Below are 13,527 nucleotides of genomic sequence, written 5' to 3' on the forward strand. Positions count from 1 at the left end.
CGTCCAAGGCCAGGGCGGCCGAGGACAGTGAAGATTTCCAAAACTCGGTATCCGGTAGATCGTAAGGCCGCTCCGCTTAAGTGAACAGCATTACGGTTTTCACCGGGGTTTTTTTATGCCTTAATAGCGCTTAATACGAAACTGTATTAACAGTGTTTAATTACGTTTATTCAGCTGCTTTCAAATCCTGCAAACGGAAAGATCGTCTTATAAATTTGAACGACTTGTTTATTGCTCAAAACACAGTCGCTCCTAAACTTTCCGTTTATGAAAAAGACCTCCAGTGGCGACCGCTTCAGAGCCCTTCTCAAAGAAGCACAAATCCGATCCGCCGACTTCGCGAAGTTATACGGCGTTAAATCGCAGCACGTGAACAACTGGTTCAACCGCGGCATCCCGCCGGGTCGTATCCACAGTATCGCCGGCCTGCTGACCGTCAGCCCGCAATGGCTCGCCCACGGCGAAGGCCCGCAAACCCCGTTGGGCCTCGGCCCTGGCACCACCTATGAAGCCGCCGAAGTCCAAGGCGTCTACAGCGTGGCGGAAACCCAGGACATCGAACTGCCTTTTTACACGGAAGCGCCCATCGCAACGGGCAGCAGCAAAACCCACATCACCGAAATCCCCGACCAATCCATCCGCCTGCCCCGCAGCTACCTCGAATCCCTGGAAATAAACCCCAACGACGCCATCTGCACCACCATGGTCGGCGACAGCATGGCCGAACGCATCGAGGACGGCTCCATCCTCGCCATCGACCGCGGCCTTACCCAAGTCATCGACGGCCAGATCTACGCCCTCGAACACGACGGCATGCTACGCATCAAATACCTCCACCGAATCCCCGGCAACCGTCTGCGCCTGCGCAGCCACAACAGCACCGCCTACCCGGACGAAGTCTTCAGCGCCGAACAGATTGAAGCGCAAAACATCAGGGTATTGGGCTGGGTATTCTGGTGGTCCACCCTCAACAAACAGCGACCACAGGTGTTCGATTGAGCCTGCGGACTAAAGGACAGTAGCAAGCGCTTCCTTCATCAACGACATTGCCCGTACTAAGGAGATCCTTGTGGCGAGGGGATTCATCCCCGCAGGGCTGCAAAGCAGCCCCTGCTTTTTCCTTCGAACCACCGCTAACCCAATGATTCCACACCACTTACCACTGGGATTCTGAGAAAAACCCGCGTATCCTGCGCCCCACATTTGCGAGCCCATGCCTCGCACCGACAAGGCAGATCACTTTCTGACCAAGTCCCACAGCCGGCCGCAAGAGCCGGATGTACGTTTTGAAGGCTGGTGAGGTTTGTCAAAAACGAACTGAGTCAGTCAACGGGGAGCCGGCCACAAGCCGGCTTTTTAATTGTCCGAAATAATCCTATCCCATCCGAGAATCTTCCTGTTAGCTTAGCTATTCCGGGGGTTTGAGACATTTCCCTGTCCGATGGTGTTCAACGCCATTTGACCTCATCCGAGGATGAAGTGGGGGGACAGGTGGGGGGACAAAGGGACAGCAGGGGGAATCAATGAGTAAACTGAATCCGAAACAAGTCGAGAACCTGACCGAGCCTGGCACTTACGAAGATGGTGATGGCCTCCGTTTGGTCGTCAAACCTACCGGACGTAAATCCTGGCTACTTCGCTTTCAATTGGCGGGGCGTCGTAGGGAGATGGGCTTGGGCTCATTCCCTGAAGTCAGCCTCAAGAAAGCCAGACAAGCAGCCAGCGCCAAACGCAGTCAATTGAACGATGGCATTGACCCCCTGGCAGCCAGAGACGTAGAGCGTGCAGCTCAACGGGAAGCCCAGCGTGCAAGTGAAGCCAAGCAACTAAAATTCGAGACGCTCGCAACGCAATACCGTGATGCTCACGGCGCGGCGTGGTCGGAAAAGTGGCGTAAAGGGTGGCTGCGGAAACTGGAGCTGTATGCGTTTGATCACATAGGCAAGCTGTCAGCCGAAGACATAGGCACTCCCGAAGTGCTTAAGGTGTTGGAACCCATCTGGGCCACCAAGACCAGAACCGCTGACGAGGTACGCGGGCAAATAGAACAAGTCCTGGACGCAGCAAAGGCACGCAACCTGCGACAAGGTGAGAACCCTGCTCGGTGGCGCGGGCACTTAGACAATCTGTTGAGCCGTTCTGAAAAGAGGAAAGCTCGGAAGCGTGAGCACTTTGAAGCTTTGCGCTGGCAGGAAGTGCCTGAGCTGATGATGAAGCTCAGGGCGAACTCCACACCTCCATCATGGGCCGCTCAACTGCTGATCATGACCAGCGCACGCGCCCACATGGTCAGGTTCTCTCGCTGGGATGAGTTTGATCTAGAAGCTAAAACTTGGTCACTGCCAGATGAGAGAATGAAAATGCGGGTAGCTTTCGTCATTCCGCTTGCCGAGGAAGTCGTAAAGCTGGTGAAAAGTATTCCGCGAGATGAAGGAAGTCCTTTTCTGTTCCCAGGCCAAGGCAAGACTGGGGCAATGCATGCAAATGCTGTACGAACCCTACTGCATGACATGGGGTACAAGCACATCACTCGCCATGGCTTTCGATCTTCGTTTCGTGACTGGGCCGGTGAATGCACCCATTATCCTCGTGAAGTCTGTGAAATGGCGTTAGCACATGACGAGCGTGATCAGACCGAGGGAGCGTACTCTCGCTCGGACTTTCTTGATAAGAGGCGTTTACTCATGAATGACTGGAGCCTATTTGTAGCACCCCCACCCTCGTTAACCTGAGCACTAATTAATCTATTGCTCAGTCTTAGAAAAAGCACACCTTCAGTAGGTGATTTCATCACCTCTCGCGCATGCAGAGCCTTGCGCGAGAGACCTTCAAACTTTGCACCATAGACGTATCGGTGCGGTTTAGCATTATGTAGCTAAAAAGTAACACTGAGCGATTTACTTTAAGTGACAGATAAATCCAACCACAACTTAAAAAGTTTTGCACTCTCTACCGGGACTTAACAATTTTCTTGGCTGCAGCATCATTTGCTAGCATATCTAGAATTAAACCACACAGATCATCTCGATTACGCTCAATCCCCTGACACTTAACACTATGAAAAACCTCATCAATTATCTTATCAACAACAGATACATAAGTGGTGCGTGCACGGTAAGGAACGTGTGCACGGAGAGCATCCAATATAGTTTGACGGATGAGATCCTCACTTACACCAATTTTACGACTAACCTCCGCACTAGCCTTCGCCTTACCATTCCCGCCCTTAAATCCCCTCTCTCGCCGCGCCCGTCCCTCTCCCGGATATAATCGATCGTATAATTCGACATAATTCAGAACACCAAGATACGCTTCATTGTAACCAACATAGTCCCCACGCAACAAAAAACCATACGCTTTCGTTGAACACATTGAAATAGCCTCTATCAAAGAGCGCTCATGCTCCTTAGACCTAGAGTTTCTACTAATAAGAGAAAGAACGTTTTCTTCATACTCAGAATCTATCTCCCCAAGACTAATTCGCTTTTGAGTTTCATCTAACATCCCAATTACCCGATCCGAGTTTATTCCGCGCCTCCAAAACTCACCCGTGCCACCTGACAAAATTCTTTCGAGATCAACACAGATTTCTTTAAAGCTCTCAAACTCTGAGTTTCCAACCACCCTCTTAAACCTGTCATCAACCAGAGCACCACTCATTTCAGCTATACTTGCAGCCACAGCTAAAACAGACATTTCTAACTCAAACTCACTATCATTCTTTAAGCTAGAGATAAGATTAGCCGCCCCCTCAATGCTGTACCAGTCAACCGAAAACCCATCCAACCCAACAGCCTCCTCAGAGCCAACTAATTTAACAATAAAATACCCACACACTCCTCGCGCTCCAAAATAAATATCTGTCCCAACAGCGTCCACTCGCACCTGCAACCCACTCTCACTAAATACTAAGTCGGCAATTGCGTCTTCTGGAGACTTATCGACAGGTAACTCAACCCTTATAAAGAACCCTCCAACCAGACCAGGCTCTTTGCGTAACAATACACGACCATTAGAGCCTACCAGGATCGCCAAATATTCCTTCGCTTGAGGCACTTCCATTCATCATCCACCAAAACTTAAAAATTCAATAAAAACAATATCATATTAGATCAACTCAATTTCCGCCACTCGCCCATACACAACTTCCTTCACACGCCCCTTTTCTACCAGATAATCAACTGCGCGATTGAGCCGCGTAGCACGACGCAAGGCTGCAGGTCCCCTCTGTAAAACGTCATTTCTCTTAGTCCGCCTAAAGAGTGGGCTATCGCACCTAGCCTGCAACCAAGAGATTAGCGCATCAGCATCAGTAACAACTTGAGGCGAAAATGAGAACATATTCTTATACATCACAGAGCATCCCATAACAATTTTCTCAGCCGACGACAACTCTGAAACGGAAATCTCAGTTCCGCCAGACTCAAAGAAGTGAAGCAAAGCGGCCACTCTAGAAATATTCTCTATTAACTTTGAAGCATGATCACGCGCCCGCTCATAGCTTCCACCCACCCTCATTTCTTTCTCGACTTTATTGTGTAGCCATATCAATTTCTCGCTAGCTTCAGCTGAGAAACCAACCACTGTCTTACTCGAATCCCGGGCATCAAACTTTCTCACATTTTCTTCGAGAAGTTCTTCCACTCTCTTTTCATATCGACTTAAGTCGATCCGAACCTCACCTTCAATAAATCGAGTGCCCTGCGTAGACTCTGGATAAAAAATCAATGACCTCGCAAAAAATCCTGATGCCTTACCCAGCTCGCCCTTTCTTTCTAAATATTCTTCGAACACCCTTGGCTGGACCCCAATACCAATACTAAACCGCACGTCTGCCAATGAAAAATCCCCAGAATAAGCCCTCCCAACTTCAAGGCCGGAGCCGCTCCATAAAGCGTTCATCATGCCTACCTGATTAACAACGCCCCTTAAGGCTATATCACCCTCACTCGTAAATAATGCTGCGGACGGACAGTCTTGTGCCAAGGCTTTAGATAATGCAGCCGGAGTGACATCTTGATGAGTCATCTTAAACATCGGCGGTCGAGTAGGCTCTGATTTCGCGTGCACCAAAAGATCGCTTTCAAGCTGCTTATAACTGCTCAACGTTAAGCTTTCATCAAGCATTTTCTTCTGAATCTTCTTTTTCTGCCTTTCCCACAACTCCAGCAAAACTGACCACTCTCTTATTTTCTGTGAATCCGACAATTTACGCTTCTTTTCAAACGCTCTTAGCGCTTTAACTGCAATATCTTCAATCGCGGTTTTTCTCTCACCTGAAAGCGCTATCGAAAAAATCATTAGTGATACCGGCCCAACACTTCCCCATGGCCTTCTTACATCTATTAGGTACTGACAAACCAACGAAACAACTGAAAGAACAACCGACAAAGCCAGCTCAATCGGCGCCTGAGTCTGTTGAGCAATACTTATTACCGCACCTTTAAAAATTGGGAATGAATCGATTTCCTCCATATTAACGGACGAACATCCAAACTCATTACCACCAAGCCTATTACCATCGAAAAAGCCCATTACTTCACACCTACTTACTCAACTTTAAATAATGATCTATTAGCTACTCAACTGGTTAAATTTTCATTTTCTGGTGCTGAGCCAACGCATAACGTCATCAAGAAACCAGCCAACTGCCACTCCCTTTGCAGACAAGCGTACTGGCCTCGGGAATTCTGAGTCATAACGGGGACTACTCGGATTTAGCCAGTCATATAGGGTTGATCTCGAAACCGAGAGCATCTCGCTTAGCCGTTTCATACGGATCACCCTCACCTCAGGTCCACCTGCCACCCATCCAGCCTCGATACCCTGAGTTCTATGTTCACAATTCATGAGCCACCTCCAAATCGGTTGAGGCGTCATCGTATTGCGTGCATCCCGATACCTCATCTGCACTGCTTAAAAGTTATACGACCCCCCTTAAGCACAGACCTTGACACTTACAAAAAAGCATGAGCCAAGACCAAGATAATTCCCAAATCTAATACCTCAGACCTGCTATTCCTGCTACCGAGTAGCAGGAATAGCAGGCCTCGTAGTCCACTCGAAAAAATCTCAGTCATACATAACCACCTTGACTACCCCACCAACGAGGTTCGCCCCATGCCATTGCAGTGCCCTCGCTGCCATTCTCCAAAATTCGACTCTTTCCATCACGCCATGAAAATCGGCGCCATCATCGGTACCGTGGGTGGTGCTACGCGTGGCGTCAGTGCTGCCCTCGCCGGTAGCCAGGCTGGCGCGATAATCGGAGCCATTGCCGGCCCATTAGGCATCACACTCGGCTCTATATCGGGCGCCATCCTCGGCGGACTGGCGGGTGGCATAGGCGGCTGCGCGCTCGGCGCTCAGCTCGGTGAGTCGCTCGACCGCCACGTCCTGGCCCACAACCTCTGCTTGTTATGTGGCCACCGCTTCAACCTCCCGACCTAACCAAGTCAACCTCCCTTCTATTTATTACGTCCGGACGGTGCCGCGCTCTGCGTGGTGCTTTATGCCGGCTTGCACCTAAAGGAATTACAACCATGGCTCATCTCGTCGAAACTATGGCCTATGCTGGCGCAACTCCCTGGCATGGCCTGGGCAATCAGCTCACTCAGAAGCAACCCATCGAAGTTTGGCAACGCGAAGCCGGCATGGACTGGGCGATCCAGGAAAGCCACGTACTCTTCAAATTAGAGACCGTCGGCCACCTGGGTGCGATCCATTCCTTCCCGGAGCAGAAGGTGCTCTTCCGCTCGGACACCAAAGCACCGCTGTCGGTGGTTTCCCAGCGCTACCACACCGTGCAGCCGCGAGAGGTGCTTGAGTTTTATCGTGACCTCACCGAGGTCTCCGGCTACGAGCTTGAGACTGCGGGGGTACTCAAGGGTGGTCGCAAATTCTGGGCGCTGGCGCGTACCGGTCAAGGTGCTGCGCTTAAGGGTAACGATCAGGTCAACGGCTACTTGCTGCTGGCCACGTCCTGCGACGGCACCTTGGCCACCACGGCAACCCCCACCACCGTGCGCGTGGTCTGCAACAACACCTTGACCATCGCCTTGGACGGCACCAACCGCGCCATCAAGGTGCCGCACAACACCCGCTTCGACTCGAAGGCAGTAAAGAAGCAGCTCGGCATTGCTGTCTCGCAATGGGACGATTTTATGTACCGCATGCGTGCGCTGGCTGAACGCAAAGTGCAGTGGAGTGAGGCGCTGGGATTTTTTATGACGGTGCTGTGCGAGACCAGTCCGACCGGCGCATTACCGGAGGTACTGCCCAACGAACGCGCTCTGCGCAAGGTGCAGGAGCTGTACGAAGGTCGTGGTCGGGGCAGTCAGCTCGACTCAGCACGCGGCACCGCCTGGGGCTTGCTTAACTCCGTGACCGCGTTTGTCGATCACGAGCGTCGTGCACGCAGCAATGAGTACCGCATGGACTCGGCTTGGTTCGGCCAAGGGGCGCAGATCAAGCAACGTGCCCTGGACACCGCCCTGCAACTGGTCGCCTGACCGCTTACCTCTTCCAACCCATAACGCCCGATCAGCCTCATCACTGATCGGGTATTTCTATTTCCACAAGGTGAAGGCCATGAAAGCTAATCCATTGAGCAATATCACCAAGACATGCCCGGCGCTGCGCCTGATCAGCACCAAGAAAATGCCCCGCGAAAATTGGTTGGCCGTAGGCAAGCAGGGTAGCGTCAGCCCGAATGCTGCCTCCATCAAGGGCCATGCAAAGCACTGCAAGCCAATCCCAACTCAATAGACGGCAAGTTCCAAGTGCTCGCTAATCCCACCGACCTAAATTTGCCTGCTTCCTGGCAGGCTTTGGAGATCTTAAATGACCCTACTGCGATTTCTGCTCTACCTATTTGCGTTCATTGGTGCATTGGCGGCAGCCGGGGCGCTCGTCGCCAGCTTTGTGCTGATGTTGCGCTTCCCGCCACTCCTAGTTGCCGTGCTGCTGGCGTGCTGGATTCTGAATCGACTGTTCAAGGTGCTGAGCACATCCCCCATCCGGAACAATCCCACCAAAAACACCGCGACTTAACTGTCGCCTCTTCAGCTTTTAACGGTTGGACAGCGAATACTCAATCACGAGCAAGCCGGTCAACAAGGCGTTCCACCATGTCCATGACGAGTGCCCGGTCATCCAGTGCCAGCGGGGACAGCAAATCGTAAAGCCTGCGCGCCTGATCTTCTGGACGTGAACTCACCTCTGTCAGTAAGTCGGCTGTCTCGCAGCCGAAAATCGTCGCGAGCTCAACCAGCCGCTCGACGTTGGGCATCACGACGCCGCGCTCTATGCGCGATACGGCCTCACTGCCAATCCCAAGCCTCTCGGCAATCTGCTCCTGACTCAACTGGCAGCGTACGCGCTGACGAGCAATCGCTTGCCCAACCAACTCTGCCAGTTGCTTCGATTCAGTTTTTGACATGCCACCCTCCAGTTCAACCCGGATGGTTGGGCATCAACCCGTTGACATGAAGGACCCTCAAGGATGAGACTCGCCCCGAAAGGTTGATAATCGATTTCTTCTCCAACCCATTACCTCATGCAGGGAGCTCAGAAAAACCATGATCGTCGTAACAGGTCTGAATGACGCGCAGATTGAAGATCTCGTGAGACGCAAAGCGTCCTTCGAGATCCATGGCCTCAGAGGCAATTTCATGGCAGGCATCAAACTGGTTGAAACCAAGATTGAAAGCCAGGGACTGAAGTGTCGAGTCAAAAGTGATGTGAAAAGTGCAGTGGTACAAGGTGGCGCACTCGGCGCCGTATTCACCGTCCTGACAACACCTGCAACATTGACCATAGCGACATTAACGGCCGCAGCGGGGGTAGGTCATACGCTCGTTACGTACAACCCTGACTACGAAATCCTCAAGGACTACGTCAATAAAAAGCTCAGGATCACGTACAAGAAATAGCGCTCGGATAATTACCGTAAGCGACATTGATTGCCCCGCGACACGCCGGAGTTCGCCTTCATCATCGGCCGTTAAACAGCCTTTTCTTACTTTCGAACTCGACAAAACAACAAACTGGAGAACCTATGAAACGGATACTCTGCATCCTGCTGCTCGCTTTCTGCGCCAACGCCAACGCTGTCGTAGATCATTACGCATGGGGCAACATCGCCTTCCCAGACGAGACCTCTACCAACGGCCTTCCCGAAGCTATTCCGTGTATCGCCAAGAAATCCTTCAACGGCCAACCCATGATCAAATGCACTTGGCTGGAGACCTCCCGCGAGGTGCTCATCTGGGATGCCCAGCGCCAGCAGGACCGGCGCTATGTCAACCAAGTAAGTGGTACCTGTCTGCGCAGTAAGTGCCGCACAAACACTACCTTGGTAGGTGAATGGAATCAGGATGCCTTCTTCGCGCTATCGATCTGGTACCGCATCGGCATCAGCACCGACGGCAAGCCAGTGGCCTACCGTGTCGATACCTCTCAGCAAGTGTCGTACGCCAAAGCTGGTTCTATCCTGTACCAGTTCTACTTGGATATTGGCGTACCTGATAATCAGCTCATTCCGACCTTTGATGGGCGCTATGACGGCGGCTACGCAGCTTGGCAAGCACAAATAGGAGGTACTCAAAAAGCGGCTGTACAGTCACCAGCTACCCAGCCCCAATCAGAATGGCCGGATGTCAAAAGTGCATGGTGCAACCCGCGGATGGATGACGACTGCTACATCGACAACAAGAAAGTGCCAGTAGCTGAACTGGGCAAATGGTTGCCGGACATCAGCGAATCGAATGCCGACCAGCTAGGGGGTCATTGTGAAACCATCCTCTGCTTCGACAAGGATGACCAACCGATGGGTTACCTACTGCAATAAAGATCCTGAACCCCCTGGACACAAATGAGTGACAGGGGGCGTACACCCCTATTGAGTCCCGCCCTTATTTTTTAGCCAAGACGGCAATCCCGCCCCTGTAGATAGGCGCTTTCAGTCACATGATAACTACTGCCTCGGGACAGCTTCTTGCGATATCGAACTCATGTACCTGGCATCAGCCTTCCACTGCAGACTGACACCAGCAGAGCGATAGAAATGCTCAGCCCTCGTCAGTTGCTGCCTTAGTATCTACCGTGTGGCTCGAAGCATTTGAGATGATCTGGCTCGTACTCAGCACCGACTCCCTCCACAGCCATGCTGACCATCGCCGTAGTGTTTGGTTGCTGCTTTGCATAGGTAGCTTGACCGACGAAAGAATTCATCCTGTCCAAAGTAATCCGTGCGAGTTAAATGGTGCGTAGTCCCCAAGGGAATATGAACCACACCACGTACCTCTGCCACTTGCAAGCGAAGAGCCCTCGCCCAAGCCAATTCAATACGGTTGTGCATGTTGCTACGCTCTGAGCCTATACCTCCCATCGAGCGATAAGCATCACGATTGAGAAACACAATACAATGATAATGAGGGCGCTCTCTCACCGTACCCAGCTCCCTGACCCAGAACATCCTGACCTTGGAATCATGGGCTGACCTATTGCGGTTTCGAGCTCGTTGACGATCCCAAAGAATCTGCTCATCCAGCGATGTCTTAAATCTCCGAATCATCTGATTGGTCAGTGCATCGCTAGGTAAAGGTTTTCCATGCGGTATTCTCAAATCAAATCTGAAAGCGAATACGCGAGAATAATCAACCAACGCGTATTGCATGGTTTGATAAAGCTTTTCCAAGTACTGCTCAACAAATGGACCGGCATCCACCATGAGGGGGTAACCATCATAGGTGTAGTCGTACCAATAGCGAAGGTTCGTGTTTCCGGGGATACGTTTAGGATTAAATGAAACGCTCATTACAGTATGTCCTGTTGAAGTAGGCCCATACGGAATGCGGATTAGTATTATTTAACCATTAACGTTGCTGGATACTTGCCAGAATACTGGCTGGATATATTGAAACCTAAGAGATGAAAGCGTAGTACCTATTACCCGAGTATCACATCTTCAGTATTCATAGGGAATCGAGAGCAAAAGCCCCCGCAAACACGGGAATTTTTGCCAATTTATTTAATAAATTTACTCCAGGAAATTATCACTACCGTTTTTGAATTAGCGGTGTTTGTTGTGACCAAAGTTGACGCCATTTCGGCGCTCGACAATCGTTGAAAGTAAGGGGCCGGCGAACACACCTTCCGAACTCCAGCATTAAGGACGATGGTGTCCGCGTATTTTTAAGCGGACGCGATAGCCCTTAACGTCAGGATTTCCATGCGCCAACGAAGCTCTTACCCGAAACTGTTCAAGGCTCAGATTGTTCAGGAATGCCTGCAACCAGGTGCGACCCTATCTGGCGTTGCCATCAGCCACGGCATCAACGCCAACGTTATTCGAAAGTGGATGCCGCTCTTCCGGGGATCAGCCGCCAGCGGCGCTGCCGGCTTTTGTTCCATTGAGAGCCACGCCAAAACGGCAGGCTGAAACGTCGGCGATCATTGAGCTGCCGCTTGGCGAGCAATCGATCACGGTGAAATGGCCGACCTCCGATCCTGAAGGATGCGCCCGCTTTGTCCGTGGGCTTACCCAGTGATCCGCATCGATGCCATCTGGCTCGCCACCGAGCCGATGGACATGCGCGCAGGCACCGAGACCGCATTAGCCAAGGTGATCGCGGTGTTCGGTGCGGCGAAGCCGCACTGCGCCTATCTGTTCGCCAATCGTCGCGCCACTCGCATGAAAGTGCTGGTGCATGACGGGTTTGGCATCTGGCTGGCTGCGCGCAGGTTGAATCAAGGCAAATTTCACTGGCCAGGTATTCGCCATGGTTCTGATCTCGAGTTGGATGCCGAGCAACTTCAGGCCCTAGTGCTGGGTCTGCCATGGCAACGTGTCGGAGCTGGCGGCGCGATCACACTGATTTAACGGTTGCCATTAGCCTATCGGTCTATCGCCGCGAACTGCCCGCTCTGGCAAAATCCACGGCATGATTTCTTCGCCCAATCTCGACCAAATGTCCCCTGACCAACTGCGTGCCTTGGCAGCGCAGTTGCTGTCGCAAGTCGACACCATGGGCAAGAAGATCCACCGCGACCAAACAGTTATCGAGAAGCTGACCCACGAGATCGCGCAGCTCAAGCGCTTGAAGTTTGCCAAGCGCAGCGAGCAGATGAATCCTGAGCAGGCCAGCTTGCTCGATGACCTGATCGATACCGATATCGCGGCGATCGAGGCTGAGCTTCAAGCCTTGCAAACAGCGCCAACGCCGACCGAGAAAAAGCAAAAACCCAAGCGCACCGCCTTGCCGGCAGATTTTCCACGCACGTTGATCCATCACGAACCGGACAACACTCACTGCCCATGTGGCTGCGCACTCAAGCGTATCGGTGAGGACGTCAGCGAGAAGCTGGACTACACGCCCGGCGTGTTTACCGTCGAGCGCCATGTTCGTGGCAAATGGGTCTGTGATGACTGTGAAACTCTGATCCAGGCGCCGGTTCCGGCGCAGGTCATCGACAAGGGCATCCCGACCGCCGGTTTGCTGGCCCACGTCATGATCGCCAAGTTTGCTGACCACCTGCCGCTTGACCGCCAGGAGTCGATTTTCGGTCGAGCTGGTTTGGCAATTCCACGCTCAACCTTGGCCCAATGGGTTGGTGTTACTGGCGTGCAGTTGCAGCCTCTGGTCGATGCACTGCGCGATGTGGTGCTCGGTCAGCAGGTAATTCATGCCGATGAAACGCCGGTACAGATGCTCGTTCCGGGTTCAAAGAAAACCCATCGCTCTTATGTTTGGGCCTATGCCACCGGCCAGTTCTGCGAAACAGCGGCGGTCATTTATGACTTCAGCCCCAGCCGCGCCGGTGAGCATGCTCGCAACTTCCTGCAAGACTGGAAGGGCAAGCTAGTCTGTGATGATTTCGGTGGCTACAAGGCCAGCTTCGAACTCGGCGTGACCGAGATCGGCTGCATGGCTCACGCGCGGCGCAAGTTCTTCGAACTGCACGCCACCAACAAGAGCATGCTCGCCGAGCAGGCCCTGCGCTACATCCAACTGCTGTACGAAATCGAACGTGAAATCCACCATTTGGAGCCGGATTTACGCCGCCGAATACGGCAAGAAAAAGCCGTGCCGGTGATGGATATGCTGCATGCTTGGATGATCGCCCAGCGTGATTGCGTGCCCGAAGGTTCGGCTATCAGCAGAGCACTGGATTACAGCCTGAAACGCTGGGCAGCTCTGTCGCGCCACCTCAAGGACGGGGCCGTACCCATTGATAATAATTGGTGCGAGAACCAGATCCGGCCATGGGCTCTTGGACGCAAGAATTGGCTCTTCGCAGGGTCGCTACGCAGAGGTAAACGGGCGGCGGCGATCATGAGCTTGATCCAGTCTGCGCGGCTCAACGGGCATGATCCGTATGCCTATCTGAAGGACATTCTCACGCGCCTGCCAACGCAGCGGGCGAGTGATATTGACGAACTGCTGCCTCATAAGTGGACGCCTGTTTAACTGCGCAAGGTTTGCATGCCTTCACTAGCCGCATATTTTCATGCGGCCATAACGC

General features: G+C 52.4%; 16 protein-coding genes. 11 read left to right on the forward strand and 5 right to left on the reverse strand.

The genetic code is table 11. The features are described 5' to 3' along the window. Positions 1 to 267 precede the first annotated feature (267 nt). Positions 268 to 999: a helix-turn-helix transcriptional regulator gene (locus FBX99_RS27145; protein ID WP_047702722.1), complete on the forward strand. Its 732-nt coding sequence runs from the start codon at positions 268 to 270 to the stop codon at positions 997 to 999. Between the two features lie 524 nt (positions 1,000 to 1,523). After that, the gene (locus FBX99_RS27150) at positions 1,524 to 2,732 is read left to right on the forward strand and encodes an integrase arm-type DNA-binding domain-containing protein (RefSeq protein WP_144929837.1); all 1,209 of its coding nucleotides are present in this window, start codon (positions 1,524 to 1,526) and stop codon (positions 2,730 to 2,732) included. Between the two features lie 217 nt (positions 2,733 to 2,949). Here FBX99_RS27150 and FBX99_RS27155 read toward each other — a convergent pair whose 3' ends face one another. The 3 genes from FBX99_RS27155 to FBX99_RS27165 all read right to left on the reverse strand — a co-directional run bounded on the left by FBX99_RS27155 (position 2,950) and on the right by FBX99_RS27165 (position 5,907). After that, the gene (locus FBX99_RS27155) at positions 2,950 to 4,062 is read right to left on the reverse strand and encodes a hypothetical protein (RefSeq protein WP_144929836.1); all 1,113 of its coding nucleotides are present in this window, start codon (positions 4,060 to 4,062) and stop codon (positions 2,950 to 2,952) included. Positions 4,063 to 4,107: 45 nt separating this feature from the next. Further along, positions 4,108 to 5,535 (reverse strand): YfjI family protein, encoded by a 1,428-nt coding sequence (locus tag FBX99_RS27160; protein WP_144929835.1) that lies wholly within the window; start codon positions 5,533 to 5,535, stop codon positions 4,108 to 4,110. A 63-nt stretch (positions 5,536 to 5,598) separates the two neighbouring features. Next, complete coding sequence (locus tag FBX99_RS27165) at positions 5,599 to 5,907, reverse strand: AlpA family transcriptional regulator (RefSeq protein ID WP_306103699.1); 309 nt, start codon at positions 5,905 to 5,907, stop codon at positions 5,599 to 5,601. Between the two features lie 213 nt (positions 5,908 to 6,120). On the opposite strand from FBX99_RS27165, the gene FBX99_RS27170 reads away from it, so the two are divergent. From FBX99_RS27170 to FBX99_RS27180, 4 genes are all read left to right on the forward strand, one after another. Next, entirely contained in the window at positions 6,121 to 6,450 is a 330-nt protein-coding gene (locus tag FBX99_RS27170) for a hypothetical protein (protein ID WP_144929833.1), read from the forward strand. A gap of 92 nt (positions 6,451 to 6,542) precedes the next feature. Continuing rightward, on the forward strand, positions 6,543 to 7,511 hold the full coding sequence (locus tag FBX99_RS27175) for a DUF932 domain-containing protein (RefSeq protein WP_145133534.1): 969 nt from the start codon (positions 6,543 to 6,545) through the stop codon (positions 7,509 to 7,511). Positions 7,512 to 7,590: 79 nt separating this feature from the next. Beyond that, entirely contained in the window at positions 7,591 to 7,767 is a 177-nt protein-coding gene (locus FBX99_RS28995) for a hypothetical protein (protein ID WP_178112093.1), read from the forward strand. Positions 7,768 to 7,842: 75 nt separating this feature from the next. Continuing rightward, positions 7,843 to 8,052 (forward strand): hypothetical protein, encoded by a 210-nt coding sequence (locus FBX99_RS27180; RefSeq protein WP_144929831.1) that lies wholly within the window; start codon positions 7,843 to 7,845, stop codon positions 8,050 to 8,052. Positions 8,053 to 8,092: 40 nt separating this feature from the next. Here FBX99_RS27180 and FBX99_RS27185 read toward each other — a convergent pair whose 3' ends face one another. Continuing rightward, positions 8,093 to 8,440, reverse strand: a complete 348-nt coding sequence (locus tag FBX99_RS27185) for a helix-turn-helix domain-containing protein (RefSeq protein ID WP_144929830.1) — start codon at positions 8,438 to 8,440, stop codon at positions 8,093 to 8,095. 139 nt (positions 8,441 to 8,579) lie between these two features. On the opposite strand from FBX99_RS27185, the gene FBX99_RS27190 reads away from it, so the two are divergent. Both FBX99_RS27190 and FBX99_RS27195 read left to right on the forward strand, forming a co-directional pair. Then, a complete protein-coding gene (locus FBX99_RS27190) occupies positions 8,580 to 8,933 on the forward strand; it encodes a hypothetical protein (protein ID WP_144929829.1) in 354 nt (117 codons plus the stop codon). Positions 8,934 to 9,058: 125 nt separating this feature from the next. Beyond that, positions 9,059 to 9,850 (forward strand): hypothetical protein, encoded by a 792-nt coding sequence (locus FBX99_RS27195; protein ID WP_144929828.1) that lies wholly within the window; start codon positions 9,059 to 9,061, stop codon positions 9,848 to 9,850. Between the two features lie 291 nt (positions 9,851 to 10,141). Here FBX99_RS27195 and FBX99_RS27200 read toward each other — a convergent pair whose 3' ends face one another. Beyond that, positions 10,142 to 10,819: an inovirus-type Gp2 protein gene (locus tag FBX99_RS27200; RefSeq protein ID WP_144929827.1), complete on the reverse strand. Its 678-nt coding sequence runs from the start codon at positions 10,817 to 10,819 to the stop codon at positions 10,142 to 10,144. A 414-nt stretch (positions 10,820 to 11,233) separates the two neighbouring features. On the opposite strand from FBX99_RS27200, the gene FBX99_RS27205 reads away from it, so the two are divergent. The 3 genes from FBX99_RS27205 to FBX99_RS27215 all read left to right on the forward strand — a co-directional run bounded on the left by FBX99_RS27205 (position 11,234) and on the right by FBX99_RS27215 (position 13,472). After that, positions 11,234 to 11,443, forward strand: a complete 210-nt coding sequence (locus FBX99_RS27205) for a transposase (RefSeq protein WP_144929826.1) — start codon at positions 11,234 to 11,236, stop codon at positions 11,441 to 11,443. A 105-nt stretch (positions 11,444 to 11,548) separates the two neighbouring features. Next, entirely contained in the window at positions 11,549 to 11,884 is a 336-nt protein-coding gene (gene tnpB / locus FBX99_RS29340) for an IS66 family insertion sequence element accessory protein TnpB (protein WP_178112095.1), read from the forward strand. Positions 11,885 to 11,945: 61 nt separating this feature from the next. Further along, positions 11,946 to 13,472 carry an IS66 family transposase gene (locus tag FBX99_RS27215; protein WP_145133536.1) on the forward strand — a complete coding sequence of 509 codons (1,527 nt, stop codon included), beginning with the start codon at positions 11,946 to 11,948 and terminating at the stop codon, positions 13,470 to 13,472. Positions 13,473 to 13,527 lie beyond the last annotated feature (55 nt).

The sequence above is a fragment of the Pseudomonas sp. SJZ074 genome (genome assembly GCF_007828215.1).
Lineage (GTDB): Bacteria > Pseudomonadota > Gammaproteobacteria > Pseudomonadales > Pseudomonadaceae > Aquipseudomonas.

Coding starts and splice junctions, on each gene's coding strand:
- FBX99_RS27145 (WP_047702722.1), top strand. CDS start 268: ATGAAAAAGACCTCCAGTGGCGACCGCTTCAGAGCCCTTCTCAAAGAA.
- FBX99_RS27150 (WP_144929837.1), top strand. CDS start 1,524: ATGAGTAAACTGAATCCGAAACAAGTCGAGAACCTGACCGAGCCTGGC.
- FBX99_RS27155 (WP_144929836.1), bottom strand. CDS start 4,062: ATGGAAGTGCCTCAAGCGAAGGAATATTTGGCGATCCTGGTAGGCTCT.
- FBX99_RS27160 (WP_144929835.1), bottom strand. CDS start 5,535: ATGGGCTTTTTCGATGGTAATAGGCTTGGTGGTAATGAGTTTGGATGT.
- FBX99_RS27165 (WP_306103699.1), bottom strand. CDS start 5,907: ATGAGGTATCGGGATGCACGCAATACGATGACGCCTCAACCGATTTGG.
- FBX99_RS27170 (WP_144929833.1), top strand. CDS start 6,121: ATGCCATTGCAGTGCCCTCGCTGCCATTCTCCAAAATTCGACTCTTTC.
- FBX99_RS27175 (WP_145133534.1), top strand. CDS start 6,543: ATGGCTCATCTCGTCGAAACTATGGCCTATGCTGGCGCAACTCCCTGG.
- FBX99_RS28995 (WP_178112093.1), top strand. CDS start 7,591: ATGAAAGCTAATCCATTGAGCAATATCACCAAGACATGCCCGGCGCTG.
- FBX99_RS27180 (WP_144929831.1), top strand. CDS start 7,843: ATGACCCTACTGCGATTTCTGCTCTACCTATTTGCGTTCATTGGTGCA.
- FBX99_RS27185 (WP_144929830.1), bottom strand. CDS start 8,440: ATGTCAAAAACTGAATCGAAGCAACTGGCAGAGTTGGTTGGGCAAGCG.
- FBX99_RS27190 (WP_144929829.1), top strand. CDS start 8,580: ATGATCGTCGTAACAGGTCTGAATGACGCGCAGATTGAAGATCTCGTG.
- FBX99_RS27195 (WP_144929828.1), top strand. CDS start 9,059: ATGAAACGGATACTCTGCATCCTGCTGCTCGCTTTCTGCGCCAACGCC.
- FBX99_RS27200 (WP_144929827.1), bottom strand. CDS start 10,819: ATGAGCGTTTCATTTAATCCTAAACGTATCCCCGGAAACACGAACCTT.
- FBX99_RS27205 (WP_144929826.1), top strand. CDS start 11,234: ATGCGCCAACGAAGCTCTTACCCGAAACTGTTCAAGGCTCAGATTGTT.
- FBX99_RS27215 (WP_145133536.1), top strand. CDS start 11,946: ATGATTTCTTCGCCCAATCTCGACCAAATGTCCCCTGACCAACTGCGT.